The sequence below is a fragment of the Thermoflexus sp. genome (genome assembly GCF_040289485.1).
Classification (GTDB): domain Bacteria; phylum Chloroflexota; class Anaerolineae; order Thermoflexales; family Thermoflexaceae; genus Thermoflexus.
Window position 1 is genome coordinate 1 of record NZ_PSLG01000049.1, and the last position, 16,359, is coordinate 16,359.

The following is a 16,359-nucleotide window of genomic DNA, read 5'->3' on the forward strand; positions in this document are numbered from 1 at the left end:
CGCTGCATCCATGCCATCCAGGAACCCCTCGGCGAAGGCCTGGTCCAGGGGGGAGGCCGCCTGGACCGCCCAGCGGGCCGGGCCCAGGCGCCGGAGGACGATCTCCCCGTGGGGCCCCGGCCGGCGGACCGCTGTCGGCGGCCCGGCCGCGCCCACGATGGACCAGACGGCGGTGGCCGCGAGGGCCAGGACGAGCAACGGCCGAAGGGTCCAGCGGAGGGCCTTCATTCCTCGCCGATCAGCTCCAGTTCGGAAAACATCACCGCGTAACTGTGGCCGGAGGCGTAGATCCGCAGGCGGGTGAGGGCCGCCGGGGGCGCCCCCGCGGCCCGCAAGGTCTCCATCAGGTTCCCCGAATCGAAGGTATACCATTCCCCTAGGGGGACCCGGACGTGGGAGTTATAAGGGGGCGGGCAGACCTGGGGCAGACAGCGATCGGGGGTCTGGGGAGTGACCTCACCGATGGCGTAGAAGCCCTGCAGCCACTGGCGGTCGTTCCCGTTGACGTCCTTGTATTCCAGGCGGATCATCAGCGGGCATTCTGTCCCCACCACCCCGCAGACGGCCACGTCCTGCGCGAGGATCTTGAGGGAGAGGTGCAACTGTAGGGAGCGGAAGTCCCGGACATCCTGGTTCAGGATCAGGAAGACACCGGTCTGGGCGTGATCGAACCCGGTGCGGGCGAGGGTCAGGGCGCGCCGCCCAGCCTCGGCGGTCTGGGCCACGCGGCCCGCGGGTTCCCCCGGCTGCTTGACGAAGTGGAAGATCGCCCACTGGTTGGGCGGGACTGGCCCTTCGGGGTCCCGCTCCGGGAGGGGTCCCTGGAAGAGGTCGGGGAGCAGGTTACGCCCGGCCCCTAGGGGCCCCTCCACCCGGCCGTCCAGGCCGATGCGGGCCCGCTGGTCCCGCCCCAGTTCCTGGATCGACTCCCGTCCCTGCACGCGGCTGATCCCCCCCCGCACCGTGAAATCGGTCCGCTCGTTCTGCACCTCCACCGCCAGGGTGCCCGAGAGGACCTCCGCCTGGCCGTGGGGGGTTTGGACCACCAGGTGGAGGGCGCGGGAGCCCTCCCAGCGGGTGACCCGGACCCGGCCGATGGAGACGTAGAGGAAGATGCGGGCAGGCTCCGGGCTGATGGCGAAACGGGGGTAGCGGGCCCGTCGGATCTCGACCTGGGTGTTGGGATAGATCTGGACGGTGGCCAGGTCCCGGGCTGGGGCGGGCTCCGAGAAGATCAACAGTCCCTGGGACTGGGAGTCGGCGATCACGAGGTCCCCTTCCACCACCCGGGGATAGACTTTGCCCGGGGTGATGGCCACCGGCTCCTCCCCCGCGCCGCGGCGCAGCAGGAGCGTGCCGACCAACGCCGCTGCCCGCGTGGCGGTGCCCACGTGGGCGGTCCGCAGGTAGATCAGCGTCTGCCACGGGACCAGGACGGCCAGACCGGCGCAGGCGGCGAAGGCGGCCAGCAGGATGGCCCACGCCAGGCGCTGCAACTGGGCCTCAGTCCACCTCGTAGCGGATGCGAAATCCCCGGAACTCACCGGTCGGCCGCTCCCAGTAGGTCTCCACGTAATCCACACGGGCGGCGGGCGGGCCCTGGCGGAGGAAATCCAGCAGGGCCTCCAGCGCCGGGCGCGGCCCCTCTGCCACCACCTCCACCGTGCCGTCCGAGCGGTTGGCCACCCAGCCGTTGAGGCCCAGGGCCTCGGCCCGCAGCCGGGTGTAGTAACGGAAGTTCACACCCTGCACGATGCCGTGGACGATGGCGTGCAGCCGGGCGGTCTCCTCCGCCGTCGGGGCCATGGGCATCCTCCCCGTCGGTTGGGCTTCGGCGCTTGGGGAATTTTATATCGGGCGGGGGCTTGCTGGGGGCCCGGCCCGATGTTATGGTGGAGGGAGGCCAGAGGGGGCGCGACGCCGGGGCGTCGTGCCTGACCCGGCTCCCGAGTCTCCCATGCTGGAGGCAGCATGCGGGTGTTGATCACAGGCGGCGCCGGCTTCTTCGGCTTCCACATGGCCAACCGGCTCCTCCGCGAGGGCCACGAGGTGGTCCTGCTGGACATCGCCGACTACATCGAGGAGGACTACATCGGTCCCGTCGCCTTCCACCGGGGGGACGTGCGGGACCCGGAGACGGTGGACCGGGTCTTGCGGGGGGTCGATGCGGTGATCCACGCCGCGGCGGCCCTGCCCCTGTGGCCCCGCTCGGAGATCTTCTCCGTGAACGTAGGGGGCACCCGCACCGTGCTGGAGCGGGCGTGGGCCCACCGGGTAGAGCGGGTCGTGTTCATCTCCTCCACCGCCGTCTACGGCATCCCCCGCAAGCATCCCATCGAGGAAGACGATCCCCTCCAGGGGGTTGGGCCCTACGGCCAGAGCAAGATCCTGGCCGAGCAAGTATGCGCCGAGTTCCGGCGTCGGGGCATGACCGTGACCGTGATCCGGCCGAAGACCTTCATCGGCCCGGGGCGGCTGGGGGTTTTTCAGATCCTGTTCGACTGGGTGGAGCGGGGCAAGCCCATCCCCATCATCGGGAACGGCCGCAACCGCTACCAGTTGCTCGACGTCGACGACCTCACCGAGGCCATCGTCCGGGCCCTGACCGCCCCGGCGGAGCAGGCCAACGACGTCTTCAACATCGGCGCCGAGCGCTTCGGGACGGTGCGGGAGGACGTGCAGGCCCTGTGCGACCACGCGGGAACGGGGGCCCGGGTCTGGCCCCTCCCGGCCCGGCCGGTGAAGGCGGCCCTGGCCCTCTTCGAGGCGCTGCGCCTCTCTCCGTTGTATCGGTGGGTCTACGGGACGGCGGACAAGGACTCCTTTGTGGCTATCGAGCGGGCCCGGGCGAAACTGGGCTGGCGCCCCCGCTACAGCAACGCCGAGTCCCTGATCCGGACCTACGACTGGTATCAGGCCCACAAAACCGAGCAGGAGGTCCCGGTGGGCCTCACCCACCGGGTCGCCTGGGACCAGGGGATCCTCCGCCTGATCCGGGATCTCCTCCCGTGACGGACGAAAGCGCCCGGCGGCCCCGCGCGCCCGCGCGGGGATCCCGCTCCCTTGAAGGGCGCCTGCTGCCGCCCTATTATTGGGATCATCGCCTGTGTCCCCACCCGATCCCCGGAGGGAGACTGTGAAGGGGCCGTGGGAGGAACGCGACGGTGTCCTGCGTTACCGCACGAGGGGGGGCGTGGACCTCTACCGCCTCCCGGTGCGCCTGTTCCCAGAGCTGGACGGCTACGTCTACCTCATCGTGGCCGACAGCCACCGCATCCTGGTCGACGCCGGGTCCGGGCTGCCGGAGAGCCTGGCGGACTTGCGGCAGGGCTTTGAGACCCTGCGGTCCCGCTACGGCTGCCCCGTCGGCCCGGCCGACCTCACCGCCATCCTGATCACCCACGGCCACATCGACCATTTCGGGGGGCTGAGCGCCCTTCGCGCGGAGACGGCGGCGCCCGTGTTCATCCACGAACTGGACCGCCGCGTGCTGACCAACTACCCCGAGCGCTTGATCACCGTGGCTCGGGAGATCCGCGCCTTCTTAGCCCAGGCCGGCCTCTCCCTCGAGCGCCAATCCGCCCTCCTGTCCCTCTACCTCAGCATGAAGAGCATGTTCTCCTCCACCTCGGTGGAGGGCCTGCTGGCCGAGGGGGAGTCCCTCTTCGGGATCCTCCAGGTGATCCACACCCCGGGGCACTGCCCTGGGCAGGTCTGCCTCCGCCTCGACGAGGTGCTCCTCACCTCAGACCACGTGCTGGCCCACACCACCCCCCACCAGGCGCCGGAGCGCATCACCCGCTACACCGGCCTGGGGCACTACCTCGAATCCCTGCGCCGGACGGCGGCCCTCCCGGGGATCGCCCTGGCCTTCGGCGGGCACGAGGACCCCATCCTCGATCTCTACGGGCGGGTCGCCGCCATCGAGGCCTTCCACCGCCAGCGCCTGGAGCGGGTGCTGGAGATCTGCCGGGAGCCCCGCACCATCGCCGAGATCTCGCGGGCCCTCTTCGGGCGCCAATACGGCTACGGGGTGCTGCTGGCCCTCCTGGAGGCGGGGGCCCACGTCGAATACCTCTACGACCGGGGCTACCTTCAGGTGGTCAACCTGGACCAACTGGAACAGGAGCCGGAGGCGCCGATCCGCTACCGGAGGTTGTGAATGGCGCGCTGGATCCACATCGGGATCGCCTGGCTGATCATCGCCGCGGTCGCCTTCGTCCAGGAGCGCTCTCGCGCCCTGGCCGGGATCCTGGCGGCCATGCCCCTCAGCATCCCCCTGGCTATGTGGATTGTCTACGTCGAGACCCGCGACCTGGCCCAGACCGCCGCCTTCGCCCGGGCCACCTTCTTCGCCCTCCTCCCTTCCGGGGCCTTCGTCCTGGCCTGCTGGCTCCTGCTCGCCCGGGGGGTGCCCTTCGGGTGGAGCCTGGCCGGCGGATACACCGTTTGGCTGGCCCTGCTGCTGCTGGCCCGCGGCGTCGGCCTCCTGCGATAAGGAGGAAGCCCATGGCCTATCGTGACCTGTGGGCGTTCCTGAACCGCCTGGAGGCGGCCGGGGAACTGATCCGCATCCGCGCCCCGGTCACGGCCGAACTGGAGATCACCGAGATCGCCGACCGGGTGATGAAGGGTCCGCCGGAGCGGAACAAAGCCCTCCTGTTCGAGAACGTGGACGGCAAGGGGATCCCGGTGGCCATCAACCTGTTCGGGAGCCCCCGCCGCATGGCCTGGGCCCTGGGTGTGGAGGACCTGGAGGATCTCCGGCGGCGGCTGGAGGCGCTGCTGCGCCCCGAGCCCCCCCAGAGCCTCGGGGACGCCTTCCAGCGCCTGGGCCACATCCTCGGGACGCTGCGCAGCATCGGCCTGGGGCCCCGCCGGGTCTCCCGGGCCCCGTGCCAGGAGGTCGTCGAGACCGCCCGCCCGTCCCTGGACCGCCTGCCCATCCTCAAATGCTGGCCGAAGGACGCCGGCCGCTATATCACCCTGGGCCAGGTGATCACCCGGGACCCCCGGACCGGCCGGCGCAATGTGGGGCTCTATCGCCTCCAGGTCCACGACGAGCGGACCCTGGGGGTGCACTGGCAGATCCATAAGGGGGGCGCCGCGCACGAGCGGGCGGCCCGGGAGACGGGGGCGGAGCGGATCCCCATCGCGGTCGCCCTGGGCGGCGATCCGGCGTGCATCTGGGCGGCCAGCGCGCCGCTGCCGCCGGACATCGACGAATATCTGCTGGCGGGGTGGCTGCGGGGCCGGCCGGTCCCCATGGTCCCCTGTGTCACCCAGCCCCTGGAGGTCCCCGCCGACGCGGAGATCGTCATCGAAGGCTCCATCGATCCCCGGGAACAGCGCCTGGAGGGCCCCTTCGGCGATCACACCGGCTACTACACGCCCCCGGAGCCCTTCCCCGTCATGCACGTCACCGCCATCACCCACCGGCGGGACCCCATCTACCCCACCACCGTCGTCGGGCGCCCTCCCATGGAGGATTACTGGATGGGTCAGGCCACCGAGCGCCTGTTCCTCCCCCTGATCCGCCTCTTCCTGCCCGAGGTGCTGGACTACCACATGCCGGCGGAGGGGGTGTTCCATAACCTGGTGATCGTCCGCATCCGCAAGCAGTTCCCAGGCCACGCCCGCAAGGTGATCTTCGGGCTGTGGGGCATGGGGCTGCTCAGCCTGGCCAAATGTATCGTGGTGGTGGACGAGTGGGTGGACGTGCGCAACCTCTCGGAGGTCGCGTGGCAGGTCCTGGGGAACGTGGACTGGAAGCGAGACGTGGTGATCGTGGAGGGGCCGGTGGACCATCTGGATCACGCGGCGCCGCTGCGGGCCTACGGGGGGAAGATCGGCATTGACGCCACGGCGAAGGGACCAGAGGAGGGCCACCCCCGGGGTTGGCCCGAGCGGATCGAGATGAGCCCGGAGATCCGGGCGCTGGTCGATCGCCGGTGGAAGGAATACGGCCTGTCGTAAAAGGCGATGGAAGCCTCTATCCCTCCATAATGAGGGCGGGCGGCGGGGTGAGGGCCTCGATCCCCTTCGGGCGGAAGACCAGCCCCTCCCCTTCCATGTCGATCACCACCGTGTCCCCGGGCTGGAAGCGGCCGGCCAGCATGCCCTCGGAGAGGGCGTCCTCCACCATGTTCTGGATCACCCGGCGCAGCGGCCGGGCCCCGTATTCGGGATCGTAGCCCTTGTCGGCCAGGAAGGCCTTGGCCGCCGGGGTGACCTCGATGGCCAGGCGGTGCTCCTTGAGGCGCTCCGCCACCTTGCCCAGTTCCAGGTCCACGATCTTGAGGATGTCCTCCCGGCTCAGCGGCCGGAAGACCACGATCTGGTCCACCCGGTTGAGGAACTCGGGTCGGAAGACCTTGCGCAGTTCGTTGAGGAGCTTCTCCCGCATCTCCCGGTAGCGCCGTTCCAGGTCCGCCTCCTCCTGGCGCTGGGTCGGGAAGCCCAGGTGGGCTTTCCGGATGGTCTCGGCGCCGATGTTCGAGGTCATGATGATGATCGTGTTGCGGAAGTCCACTTTGCGGCCCCGGGCGTCCGTCAGTCGACCCTCCTCCATGATCTGGAGGAGCATGTTGAAGACATCGGGGTGAGCCTTCTCGATCTCGTCGAAGACGACGATGCAGTAGGGCCGGCGGCGGACGTATTCAGTCAGTTGCCCGGCGTCCTCATAGCCCACATAGCCCGGGGGCGCCCCGACCAGGCGGGAGACGTTGTGCCGCTCCATGAACTCCGACATGTCCAACTGGAGCAGGGCGTCCTCGGACCCGAAGAGGAACTCCGCCAGGGCCTTGGTGAGTTCGGTCTTGCCCACCCCCGTCGGCCCCAGGAAGATGAAGGAGCCGATGGGACGGCGAGGGTCCTTCAGGCCAGCCCGGGCCCGCCGCACCGCCCGGGAGATCACGCTGATGGCCTCGTCCTGCCCCACGATGCGTTTCTTGAGTTCCTCCTCCATCTGGAGCAGGCGCTGGGACTCATCCCCGGCGATACGGCTGACGGGGATGCCCGTCCACATGGAGACGACCTCGGCGATGTCCTCGGCGGTGACCTTGGGGCCCTCCTCGATCTCGCTGCGCATGCGCAGCTGCTGGAGCTGGCTCTGGAGTTCCTCCTCGCGAGCCCTCAAGTCGTTCGCGTCCTCATAACGACGCTCGGCCAGGGCCTCCTCCCGCTCCCGCTGCACGCTCCGCAACTCCGTGTAAACCTTCTGGAGGCTGGGCCAGCGGGAGGCCTTATACATGCGAACCCGGGCCGCCGCCTCGTCGATCAGGTCGATGGCCTTGTCGGGGAGGTAGCGCTCGGGGATGTAGCGGGCCGAGAGCCGTGCCGCCGCCTCGATGGCCTCATCGGTGATGGTCAGTTTGTGGTGCTCCTCGTAGCGGTGACGGATGCCCCGCAGGATCTCGATGGTTTCCTCGATGGTGGGCTCCTCCACCACCACAGGCTGGAAGCGCCGCTCCAGGGCGGCGTCGCTCTCGATGTATTTGCGATACTCGTCAAAGGTGGTGGCACCGATGCACTGGATCTCGCCCCGGGCGAGGGCCGGCTTCAGGATGTTGGCCGCGTCCACCGCGCTGCCGGCCGCCCCCGCCCCCACCAGCATGTGCATCTCGTCGATGAACAGGATGCAGTCGGCGCTCTTGAGTTCCTCCAGCACCCGCTTCAGGCGCTCCTCGAACTGGCCCCGATACATCGTCCCCGCCACCAGCGAGGCCACGTCCAACTGGAGGACCCGCTTGCTGAGCAAGGGCTCGGGGACCTCGCCGGCGACGATGCGCTGGGCCAGACCCTCCACGATGGCCGTCTTGCCCACCCCCGGCTCCCCGATGAGGGCCGGGTTGTTCTTGGTGCGCCGGGAGAGGATCTGGATCACCCGCTCGATCTCTTGCTCCCGCCCGATCACCGGGTCCAGTTTCCCTTCCTCCGCCAGGGCGGTGAGGTCGATGGCCAACTGGTCCAGCAGCGGGGTCTTGGGCCGCTCCCGCCGAGGCCGGCTGGCGGCGGTGGTCTCCTGGATGGCCCGGTTGGTCTCCCGGCGGATCTGCTCCAGGGAGAGCCCCAGGCTCTTGAGGATGTCCACCGCCATGCCGTCCCCCAGCCGGACCAGGCCGAGCAAGAGGTGCTCGGTGCCGATGTAGTGATGGCCCATCCGCCGGGCCTCGTCCACCGCCAGCTCGATCACCCGACGGATGCGGGGGGTGAGGTCGGGCTTGCTGTGGGGGGTGCGACGGCCGGGCCCCGACATGCGCAGGACCATCTCCTCCACCTTCTGGGGGGTGACCCCCAGACGTCGGAGCACCTGGCCGGCGATGCCGTTCTCTTCTTTGACGAGGCCCAGGAGCAGGTGTTCGGTCCCGATGTAGGTGTGGTTCAGGCGTTCAGCCTCCTCCTGGGCCAACGCCAGCACCCGCCTCGCCCGCTGGGTGAAGCGATCCAACTTGCTGGACACAGCGTCCTCCTTCGCGCCGACAGCAGGATATCCGGCGGCTGCCATCTCAATGCACCCTTAGTATAACACGCCGCCCCTCTTTCGGTTAGTTTCCATAGATCCGCCCCGTCCCATCCCCTTGGACGGCCATAAGCCCCGCCAACCACCCCTTCCCCGGCCAGGCACCGATGGTAAAAGTGGGGCGCCACGGGCGCCCCACCCTCGAAAGCGATGCGATGTCGGCGGCGGGGGATCAGGAGGGCTCCGCCGGTTGGGATTCCTCCCCCGCCCGCAGGCGGGCCTGGGCCAGCTCCCAGTCCAGAGCGGCGTATTCCGGCGAGGCGACCCGGCGCAGGCTCAGGCCCAGGCGCCGGTTCTCCGGGTCGATGCGGATCAGCCGCACCACCAGTTCCTCTCCCTCGTGGACCACCTCCTTAGGATGGCCGACCCGATGCTCGGCCAGTTCCGAGATGTGGATGAGGCCCTCCACCCCCGGGAAGTCCTTCAGGGCGGCGAAGGCGCCGAAGTTGGCCAGCCGGGTGATCACCACCTCCACCAGTTGCCCCTCCCGCAGGCGAGAGATGGCCTGCTGCCACGGATCCGGCTCCACCCGCTTGCGGCTCAGGGCGATCCGCTTGCGCTCCCGGTCCACCCCGATCACCTCCACCTCCACCTCCTGGCCGACCGAGAGCACCTCGCGGGGATGGTTCACTCGATGCCAGGACAGTTCACTGATGTGGATGAGGCCATCCGCCCCGCCCAGGTCGACGAAGGCCCCGAAGTCCGTCAGGCTGATCACCCGTCCCTTCACCCGCATCCCAGGCTGCAAGGTGGCCAGCAACTGCTCCTTCTGGCGCCGGCGGAGCTCCTGCTGGGCCGCTCGCTCCGAAAGGATCAGGCGGTCGGCCTCGGGGTTCACCTCGACGACCCGGACCCGGATCTTCTGCCCCACGCGGCGCTTGAGGCGTTGCTCCACCGGCAGTTTCTCCTCCCCTGGCTCCTGGGGGACCACCTGGGAGGCCGGGACGAAGCCCCGCAGCCGGCCCACCCGGACCACCAAGCCGCCCTTGTTATAACCGCTGACCGGGAGCTCCAGGATCTCGCCGCTCTGCATCAGTTGCTGGGCGTGTTGCCACTCCTCTTCCATCAGGGCCCGCCGCAGGGAGAGGAGGATGTTGCCGCTGCGGTCCTCGGGGTTCACCACCTCCACCTGAATGACATCTCCCTCCCGCAGGGCCTCTCGGATCTCGCGGGGCACGCGTTGCAGCTCGCGGCCGGTGATCACCCCCTCGGCCTTCATGCCGATGTCCACTAGGATCTCGGTGGAGGTGATGCGGACGATGGTGCCCTGCACGATGTCCCCCCGCTTCAGGGTGGTAGGGGACATCTCCAGCCATTCGCCCATCTCGGCCATGGCGTTGGCGTTCTCCGGGCGATCGTGCCGCGCCTCTTCGTTCATCCCCGATCCGCTCCCACCGCCAGGTTCAGCCGCCGGGCGCCATCGGACCCGGCCTCCCCAACTTGCCCCCATTATAGCCACAGGCAGGGAATCGGGCAAAGCCCGCGCGCCGAGGGCTAGGGTGCGCGATCGTCCGACGGACCCGATGGGGCGCGGAGGGGCTCCTCCGGGGCCACGCGCAGGAATCCTAGGAAGGCCGCGCGCCACGGGGGGCGCTCCCCATGCGGCCCCGCCACCGGCGCCCGCTCGCCGTCCGGCCGGTAGAGGCCGGCCCACAGGGCATAGGTCCCGGGCGGGAAGCCCTCCGGAACCGCCAGGGGATGGGGATCCGCGAAGCGATCGCCCGGCTCCCACCAGCGGCTGGGCAGATCCCCCTGGGCGGGGGGGCCATCGTGCTGCAGCCGCGGGGGCTGCTCGGGATCCCCCAGATGCACGAAGATCCGCCACTCCTCCGCGGTGGCGGCCTCCACTTCCCAATAGAGGGTGACCGTGATCCGATCCCCCGGGTGGACGGCCTCCGGGATCTCCACGCCGATCAGCCGCGCCGGGCCGACCCGCCAATCCAGAGAGAAGGCAGGCGCCGACGGCGCCCGCCCCCGCACCTTCCCTGCCTCCACGATCAGGTGGTCAACGGGCCGCCCATGGCCGTCCCGGATCGGAGCGATCCATCCGGTGGCGCGATCCCACAAGCCGATCTGCAGGCGGACCACGGTGGGGGCAGCGGAGCGCCGGCCCACGGGGATCTCATAGGGGTCGGCAAAGCGGAAGCCGGGCGGGCAATCCGTGGTGGAGAACAGGCCCCGATAGGGATGGCGATCGATCTGGGGGATCTCGACAGGTTGGGCCGTGGGCACCGGATGCAGGAAGATGCTCCACGGCTGTGGAGTGGGCCGCAGGCACTCCCAGAACAGGGTCAGGCGCAACGATCCCCCCGGCGTCGCCCGGCCGGGCTGGAGGGCGAGCAGGCGCAGGTGCTCGGCGAAGGTTGCGTCCACGACGCGGGCGCCCGCGGGCAGCGCGGTGAGGAAGGCGGGCCCGGAATAGGTGGGAAGGATGTAGCGCACCGGGGCGATCCAAGCGATCGCCATCCAGAGCACGGCTGGAAGCCAGAGCAGCCCCCGGCGATACCGAGGGGCCATCCGGAGGACGAAGGTCTCCCACCCCGTCCAGAGCATCGCGGCGATGGGTCCGATGGCCGGGAACAGCAAACGCCCCTGGGAGGCGGCGGTGAGGGAGGTCCAGCGCACCAGGCCGGCGAAGACCAGCCCGGTGTAGGCCAGGCTGCCGGCCCAGAACGCCCGGTCCTCACCCCGGCGCCCCGCGGCGCCCAGCGCCATCCCCACGCCCGCCACCGCCAGGGCCAGCCAGATCTCCAAGAACATGTAAACAGGGGGATCCGCGGTGATGTTGAACCATCCCCACACGGCCCAGAAGGACCACATGAACCCCCGCCCCTCGGAGAGCAACTGCCCGATGGTGACCGTGCGCCGGCCGAAGATCTCCAGCATCACGTTCAAGCCAGTGGGGTCGCCATACAGCCGCAGGTTGCGGAGGAACCACCAACCGGCGATGAGACCGGCCAGCCCGTAAAGCAGCCCCGCCCCGAGGAGGAGATCCCGCAGGCCCACCCGACGGCGGACCCCCAGGGCCAGCAGGACGCTGGCGGCGAACGGCCACAACGCCAGCCCGCTGAGCTTGCTCAGGGGAGCCAGCCCGAGGAGCAGCCCAAGGAGGAGCCCGCGGCGCCAGGAAAACCCCTCCCGCCACAGGCGGGCCAGTTGCCACCAGGTCAGGGCAGAGAGGGCGTTCACTGCCACGTCGTTGTTCACCGCGCCCATCACAAAGGGGAACATGGGGTTCCAGGCCACCAGGGCCGTCGCCCCCAGCGCCCGGCGGGGATGCCACGGACTCAGGGTCCGGACCGCCCCATAGATCGCCAGCAAGGTGACCAGACCCATGCCCAGGGAGAACAGCCGCCAGAGGCGGAGGGTGAGAACCGCTCCTCGCCACGGGAACCGCTCCCACGAGCCATGGAGAGCCATGTTCTTGTTGGCCGGCAGGGAGGCGTCTCCCGGGGAAGGATGTCGGTTCTCCAGACGCACCGCCTCCAGATCGTCCAGCGGCAGGCGCAGCCAGCGGGTCAGGGCGGCCACCATCGCGTAGTAGAGCGGCGGCTGGCTCCCCTCCTGGCGCCAGGGTGTGTCTTCCCCAGGCCGCTGTACCGGCAGCGATCCCCCCCGGGCCAGATGGGCGGCCATCCCCACGTGCCAGATCTCATCGGGCGTCTCGAAGAGGGGCGTCGCCCACTGGAACAGCAGCCCGATCATCCCGTAGGTGAGGAGCAGCAGGCCCAACCGCCTCTTCTCCCTCCGGCCCAACGGAGCCCCCCGCAGGAGGATGGTCCTTTATGTTAACATGGCCCCGGCAGCCATCGGGGCGGGAGGGCTCCTCCCGCCTGCCCGATCTGGAACCTTCCGGAGCGGTCATGGCTTCTCCCAGGCGCCTGTGGAGGCTGTGGTCTTTCATCGCCCTCGTGCTGGGCCTCGGGCTGGCCGGGGGCGCCGTCTGGGCCCTGCGGCCCCGCTCGGAGCCCGAGACGGCAGCCCTCGCCCGCCGGGAACTGCGGGAAGCGGTCCGCCAGATGGACCTGTTCCTGGCCCTCTACCCCCAGGCCCCTGAGGCGGCTCGCGGCGCCCTCCAGCGGGCCGCCTCCGCCTTCGATCAGGCCGCCGGCCATCTGGCCCTCACCCGCCCGGCGGAGGTCTCCCGATGGCGCGCGGATTTCCAACGCCTGCAGGACCTGGCCGCCGCCGGCGCCCTCCCGGAGACGGTCCTTCCCCTGGCCCGATCCCTCCGGGAGGCCCTGCGCCGGCTGGCCCAGGAAGGATCCCCGATCGGGAGGGAACCCCCATGGCGGATCTGGATCTGATCGCGGAACTGGCCACAGAAGGGACCACGAAGATCGTGCTGCTGGTGATGGATGGGCTCGGCGGGATGCCGGTGGCGCCCGGCGGGCCCACCGAACTGGAGGCCGCCCACACCCCCCACATGGACCGCCTGGCCGCCGAGGGGACCCTGGGCCTCCACATCCCGGTCCGGCCCGGCTTGGCCCCCGGCAGCGGCTATGCCCACCTGGCCCTCTTCGGTTACGACCCCCTGCGCTACCCGGTCGGCCGGGGCGTGCTGGAGGCGGTGGGCATCGGGTTCCCGCTGGGGCCCGGGGACGTAGCCGCCCGGGGCAACTTCGTCACCGTGGACGCGGAGGGCCGCATCATCGACCGCCGGGCCGGCCGCATCCCCACCGAGGTCAACGTCCGTCTGGTCGAGCGCCTGCGGACCATCCGCCTGGAAGGCGTGGAGGTCTTCGTCGAGCCGGTGAAGGAGCACCGCTTCGTCCTCGTCCTGCGGGGCGAGGGCCTCTCGCCCGCCCTCACCGAGACCGACCCCGGCCAGACCGGAATGCCGCCCCGGCCGGTGCAAGCCCTCCGGCCGGAGGCGGAGCGGACCGCGGCGCTGCTCAACCGCTGGATCGAAGCCGCCCGGTCCCTCCTCGCCGACGCCCACCCGGCGAATATGGTCACTCTGCGTGGCTTCGACCGCACGCCCCATCTGCCCTCCTTCCGGGAGGTTTATAAACTGCGGGCCGCCGCCGTGGCCACCTACCCGATGTATCGAGGGGTCGCCCGCCTGGTGGGCATGGACGTCCTCGAGGTCCACGGGGAGCGCCCCGAGGACCTCTTCCGGGAGGCCGCCGCCCGATGGGAGGCCTACGATTTCTTCTTCATCCATATCAAGCCCACCGACAGCCGGGGGGAGGACGGCGATTTCGCTGCCAAGGTGCGGGTGATCGAGGCGGTGGACGCCGCCCTGCCCCTCCTGCTGGAGCGCCAGCCCGATGTGCTGGTCATCACAGGGGATCACTCCACCCCGGCGGCCTTACGGACCCACACATGGCATCCGGTGCCGGTGCTCCTCTGGGCGCCGCGCACCGCCCGCCCCGACGGCGCGCCCGGGTTCGGGGAACGGGCCTGCCGGTCCGGCGGCCTGGGGATCTTCGCGGCCACCGACCTGATGCCGCTGATCCTCGCCCACGCCGGCCGCCTCTCCCGCCTGGGGGCCTGAGGGGACGATCGCGACCTCCTGCCCGCCACGGGGGGGCATGTCGCGGAACAGCCGCTCCGTGGCTCATCGTCATCCATTTCACCCCGTGAGAAGGCCCGCCGCCGCGGGTTCCAGTAGAATACAAACAAACCCGTGCCGAGGGGGTTCCCATGCCCGAGCGCGTCGCCCTCTACCTTCAGGACGCCCACGACCTGCGGGAGGCGATGGCATATGTGCGCTACGCTGAGCAGCGGGGGTTCGAGGCCGTCTGGCAAGCGGAATCCCGACTGGTCCGCGACGCCATCGTCCCCATGGCCGCCTATGCCGCGGTCACCGAGCGCATCAAGGTGGCCTCCGGCGTGATCAACAACTGGACCCGCAACCCGGCCCTGATCGCCGCCACCTTCCTCACCCTGGACGACCTGGCCCCCAACCGGATCATCCTGGGCATCGGGGCGTGGTGGGATCCGCTGGCCTCTAAGGTGGGCATCCGGCGGGAGAAGCCCCTGAAAGCCATGCGCGAGGTCGTCACGGTGGTCCGCGACCTCCTGGCCATGAAACGGGTGACCTTCCACGGGGAATTCGTCCATCTGACGGACGTCGAACTGGACGTGGTCTACGGCCGGCGGGAGCCCCGCAACGTGCCCATCTACATCGGGGCGACGGGGATGCAGATGATGGAACTGGCCGGTGAGATCGCCGACGGGGTGCTGCTCAACTACCTGGTCTCCCCCAAATACAACGAGGTGGCCCTCCACCACCTGGAGATCGGGGCCCGGCGGGCGGGCCGGCGCCTGGAGGACATCGACCGGCCGCAACTGGTGGTCTGCTCGGTGGATCACGACCGCCGGAAGGCTCTGGACAGCGCCCGCAAACTGGTCACCCAATATCTGGGCCAGCAGCCGCACATCATGAAGGCGAGCGGCGTCCCCCAGGAATTGCTGGACGAGATCGGCCGGGTGCTGACGTGGCCGGCCACCCCGGAGCAGATCGAGCGGGCTATGGAACGGGTCCCCGACGACATCGTCCAGCTCATCACCGCCAGCGGGTCGCCCGAGGAGGTCCGCCGCAAGGTGGACGAATACCGGGCGGCCGGCTGCACATGCCCCGTCCTCTACCCGCTGGGCGATGTCCGCCTGATGATCGACATCTTCGCCCAGGCGTGAGGCCGCCATGGGGTGGACACCGCAGCCCAATTCCCGCATGGGCTTCGTCTGCGGCCTCCAAAACCCGGTCGGCCGGAAGGTCCGCTTCTTCGACGACGGGCAGCGCACCGTGCGGGCGGAGGTGGTCCTCACCGGACAGGCCCTGGGGGCAGGCCCCCGCATCGCCCGGGCCCGCGCGGAGCTGCGCCGGCCGGAGGGGACGCTCTGCGCGGAGGCGGAGGCCCTGCGGGTCCCCTCTGAGATCCAGGCCACCTTCGAGGCCGAGCGCCCATACGGGCGGGTTGATCCAGAGGAGCCCGACAGCACCGTCGCCTGAACCCAAACCCCCTCGGAGGCGGAGCAGACCATGGGCCTCAACCTGCGGGAATACCATCGCCCGAAGACGCTGGCGGAGGCGCTGGCCCTCCTCCAGCGGCCCCACATCCGGACGGTCCCCATCGGCGGCGGGACCCAGGTCCTGGCCCAGGGCCCTCGGGAGGTGGCGGCCGTCGTCGACCTGCAGGATCTGGGGCTGGCCTTCATCCGGGTGGAGGGGAACACGTTACGCATCGGCGCCACCACCCCCCTGCAGGCCCTGGTGGAATCGGCGGAGGCCCAAGGCTACGGCGGGGGCATCCTGGTGACGGCCGCCCGAGAGACAGCGCCGCTGCCGCTGCGGAACCAACGGACGGTGGGAGGATGCCTGGTGGGGGCGACCGGCGAGCAACCCCTGGCCACCGTGATGACCGCCCTGCAGGCCGAACTGGTGGTCCACGTGGAGCCGGATCGGCCCCGCACCCTGCGCCTGGAGGCGTTCTACGACTACCGGGAGGCCCTCCAGCGCCAGGGGATGATCGTGACCGAGGTCCGCCTGCCCCTCTCGGCCGCCCCGATGGGGGCCTCGTTCCACAAAGTGGCCCGCACCCCCGCCGACGCCCCCATCGTGGGGGTGGCGGCCCGCCTGTTTCGCGGGGTGGACGGCGCCTGCTATGGGGTCTGCATCGCCGTCGGCGGGGTGGCCCCGCGGCCCCTCCGGCTTCCGGAGGCGGAGCGCCTGCTGGAGGGCCGGCCGCCCACCCCAGAGGCCATCGCCACGACGGCCCGGCAGGCCAAGGCCATGGTGAATCCCCCTGGGGACTTCCGGGGCTCCGCCGAATACCGGCGGGAGATGGTGGAGGTCCTGCTGCGGCGGGCGCTGACGGAGGCGGCGGCCG

At 70.3% G+C, this 16,359-nt stretch carries 15 protein-coding genes; 9 read left to right on the forward strand and 6 right to left on the reverse strand.

Annotation, left to right across the window (positions count from 1 at the left end):
• The 3 genes from C4313_RS08630 to C4313_RS08640 form a co-directional block, all read right to left on the reverse strand.
• The coding region (locus tag C4313_RS08630) for a hypothetical protein (RefSeq protein WP_352429459.1) at positions 1–228 on the reverse strand (228 nt) is incomplete at its 3' end.
• Positions 225–1,496 carry a hypothetical protein gene (locus C4313_RS08635; protein WP_352429460.1) on the reverse strand — a complete coding sequence of 424 codons (1,272 nt, stop codon included), beginning with the start codon at positions 1,494–1,496 and terminating at the stop codon, positions 225–227. The genes C4313_RS08630 and C4313_RS08635, both read right to left, overlap by 4 nt.
• Before the next feature lie 7 nt (positions 1,497–1,503).
• Positions 1,504–1,806: an acylphosphatase gene (locus tag C4313_RS08640; RefSeq protein ID WP_352429461.1), complete on the reverse strand. Its 303-nt coding sequence runs from the start codon at positions 1,804–1,806 to the stop codon at positions 1,504–1,506.
• Positions 1,807–1,971: 165 nt separating this feature from the next.
• Here C4313_RS08640 and C4313_RS08645 point away from each other — a divergent pair, with 165 nt between their 5' ends.
• The 4 genes from C4313_RS08645 to C4313_RS08660 all read left to right on the forward strand — a co-directional run bounded on the left by C4313_RS08645 (position 1,972) and on the right by C4313_RS08660 (position 5,976).
• On the forward strand, positions 1,972–3,012 hold the full coding sequence (locus C4313_RS08645; RefSeq protein WP_352429462.1) for an NAD-dependent epimerase/dehydratase family protein: 1,041 nt from the start codon (positions 1,972–1,974) through the stop codon (positions 3,010–3,012).
• A 124-nt stretch (positions 3,013–3,136) separates the two neighbouring features.
• A complete protein-coding gene (locus tag C4313_RS08650; protein ID WP_352429463.1) occupies positions 3,137–4,162 on the forward strand; it encodes an MBL fold metallo-hydrolase in 1,026 nt (341 codons plus the stop codon).
• Positions 4,163–4,498, forward strand: a complete 336-nt coding sequence (locus C4313_RS08655; protein ID WP_352429464.1) for a hypothetical protein — start codon at positions 4,163–4,165, stop codon at positions 4,496–4,498.
• Between the two features lie 11 nt (positions 4,499–4,509).
• Positions 4,510–5,976, forward strand: a complete 1,467-nt coding sequence (locus C4313_RS08660) for a menaquinone biosynthesis decarboxylase (RefSeq protein ID WP_352429465.1) — start codon at positions 4,510–4,512, stop codon at positions 5,974–5,976.
• A 16-nt stretch (positions 5,977–5,992) separates the two neighbouring features.
• Here C4313_RS08660 and C4313_RS08665 read toward each other — a convergent pair whose 3' ends face one another.
• The 3 genes from C4313_RS08665 to C4313_RS08675 form a co-directional block, all read right to left on the reverse strand.
• Entirely contained in the window at positions 5,993–8,461 is a 2,469-nt protein-coding gene (locus C4313_RS08665) for an ATP-dependent Clp protease ATP-binding subunit (RefSeq protein ID WP_352429466.1), read from the reverse strand.
• Positions 8,462–8,693: 232 nt separating this feature from the next.
• Complete coding sequence (locus C4313_RS08670) at positions 8,694–9,899, reverse strand: 30S ribosomal protein S1 (RefSeq protein ID WP_352429467.1); 1,206 nt, start codon at positions 9,897–9,899, stop codon at positions 8,694–8,696.
• A 116-nt stretch (positions 9,900–10,015) separates the two neighbouring features.
• Complete coding sequence (locus C4313_RS08675; protein WP_352429468.1) at positions 10,016–12,253, reverse strand: glycosyltransferase family protein; 2,238 nt, start codon at positions 12,251–12,253, stop codon at positions 10,016–10,018.
• Positions 12,254–12,384: 131 nt separating this feature from the next.
• Here C4313_RS08675 and C4313_RS08680 point away from each other — a divergent pair, with 131 nt between their 5' ends.
• The 5 genes from C4313_RS08680 to C4313_RS08700 form a co-directional block, all read left to right on the forward strand.
• Positions 12,385–12,828 carry a hypothetical protein gene (locus C4313_RS08680; RefSeq protein ID WP_352429469.1) on the forward strand — a complete coding sequence of 148 codons (444 nt, stop codon included), beginning with the start codon at positions 12,385–12,387 and terminating at the stop codon, positions 12,826–12,828.
• Positions 12,810–14,021 carry a 2,3-bisphosphoglycerate-independent phosphoglycerate mutase gene (locus tag C4313_RS08685; protein WP_352429470.1) on the forward strand — a complete coding sequence of 404 codons (1,212 nt, stop codon included), beginning with the start codon at positions 12,810–12,812 and terminating at the stop codon, positions 14,019–14,021. Before C4313_RS08680 ends, C4313_RS08685 begins: the two co-directional genes overlap by 19 nt.
• Positions 14,022–14,170: 149 nt before the next feature.
• Positions 14,171–15,166, forward strand: a complete 996-nt coding sequence (locus C4313_RS08690) for an LLM class flavin-dependent oxidoreductase (RefSeq protein ID WP_352429471.1) — start codon at positions 14,171–14,173, stop codon at positions 15,164–15,166.
• A 7-nt stretch (positions 15,167–15,173) separates the two neighbouring features.
• A complete protein-coding gene (locus C4313_RS08695) occupies positions 15,174–15,482 on the forward strand; it encodes a hotdog family protein (protein WP_352429472.1) in 309 nt (102 codons plus the stop codon).
• A 30-nt stretch (positions 15,483–15,512) separates the two neighbouring features.
• The coding region (locus C4313_RS08700) for an FAD binding domain-containing protein (RefSeq protein WP_352429473.1) at positions 15,513–16,359 on the forward strand (847 nt) is incomplete at its 3' end.